Annotated in this window: 1 protein-coding gene; it reads left to right on the top strand. The window is 63.7% G+C overall.

Translation table 11 applies throughout. The annotated features are described in order from the left end of the window. Positions 1–857, top strand: an 857-nt coding sequence (locus AC5Y5O_RS32070; protein ID WP_500028755.1) for an FAD-dependent oxidoreductase, incomplete at its 5' end; no start/stop codon positions are given. Positions 858–1,021: the final 164 nt, after the last annotated feature.

Consider the following 1,021-nt stretch of genomic DNA (forward strand, 5'->3'; position numbering starts at 1 on the left):
GGTTTGTGCACGACGTCGGGCTGATCGCCGAATACGGTGTCAACGCGGGCTGTGGGGTGGTGGACGCCTATTCCTATCCGGCACCCACCATCGATACCGCCAAGTATCTGAGATGGCTAGCTGGGCAGGCCCAAGCCGCCGGCGTGACCGTCGTTCGGCGCAGCATCTGCGGCCCGCTAGCCGAGCAGCACGACAAGCTGCTGGCCGAATTCGGGACAGACCTGATTGTGAACTGCTCTGGTTTGGGAGCCCGCGAATTGGCCTGCGATCCGACCGTGCAACCGCACCGGGCTGCGCTGTTACGGGTAGTCAATGACGGCACCTCCATGCCGCGCGTGACCGCGGTGCACGCGGTGGCCGGCGATCCGAGCACGGACAACCACGACGCCGTCTTCATTGCACCCCGCGGTGCTGATCGACTTTTGTTGGGCGCTCTGGTGGAGCCGGGCAAATTCGACACCGATCTCACGCTGGACAACTACCCGCCGCTGCGCGAGATGCTCGACCGCTGCACCGAATTCCTGCCGACTTTGCGGGTTGCCCAACTGGACTCGTTCGACCCGCTATGGGTGGGCCTGCAGCCGTTCCGCGAAGGTGGGGTACGACTGCAGATCGAACCCGACGCTTGCATCGTTCACAACTACGGCCACGGCGACGCCGGCGTCACCCTGTCGTGGGGCTGCGCCCGCGAGGTTGCTGACCTGGCCGCCGTGTTGCTCGCTCACCAGCGCCGTCTCAAAACCCGCCGTCACAGCAACAGCGAAGCGGCGAGCCCACTCGGCCTCTTCATGAATAAATCGCAAGTGTTTCAACAGGATTCAGCGCCTGCGTCGCCACAGGAAGGACTAAAACAATGATGACAAAGCCCGCACCGACGTGGATGACGCCCTTGCCATCGGTCGTGACCATTCTCGCGATGATGGTGGCCGGCGTCATGATCGCAGACATCGATCTGGGCGGTGGCCGGCCGCCGCTGCCCGCGATGGAAGCAGGTTGGCCGATCTCCGCGATCTCTATTAGT

This window comes from Mycobacterium sp. NGS40, assembly GCF_059812735.1.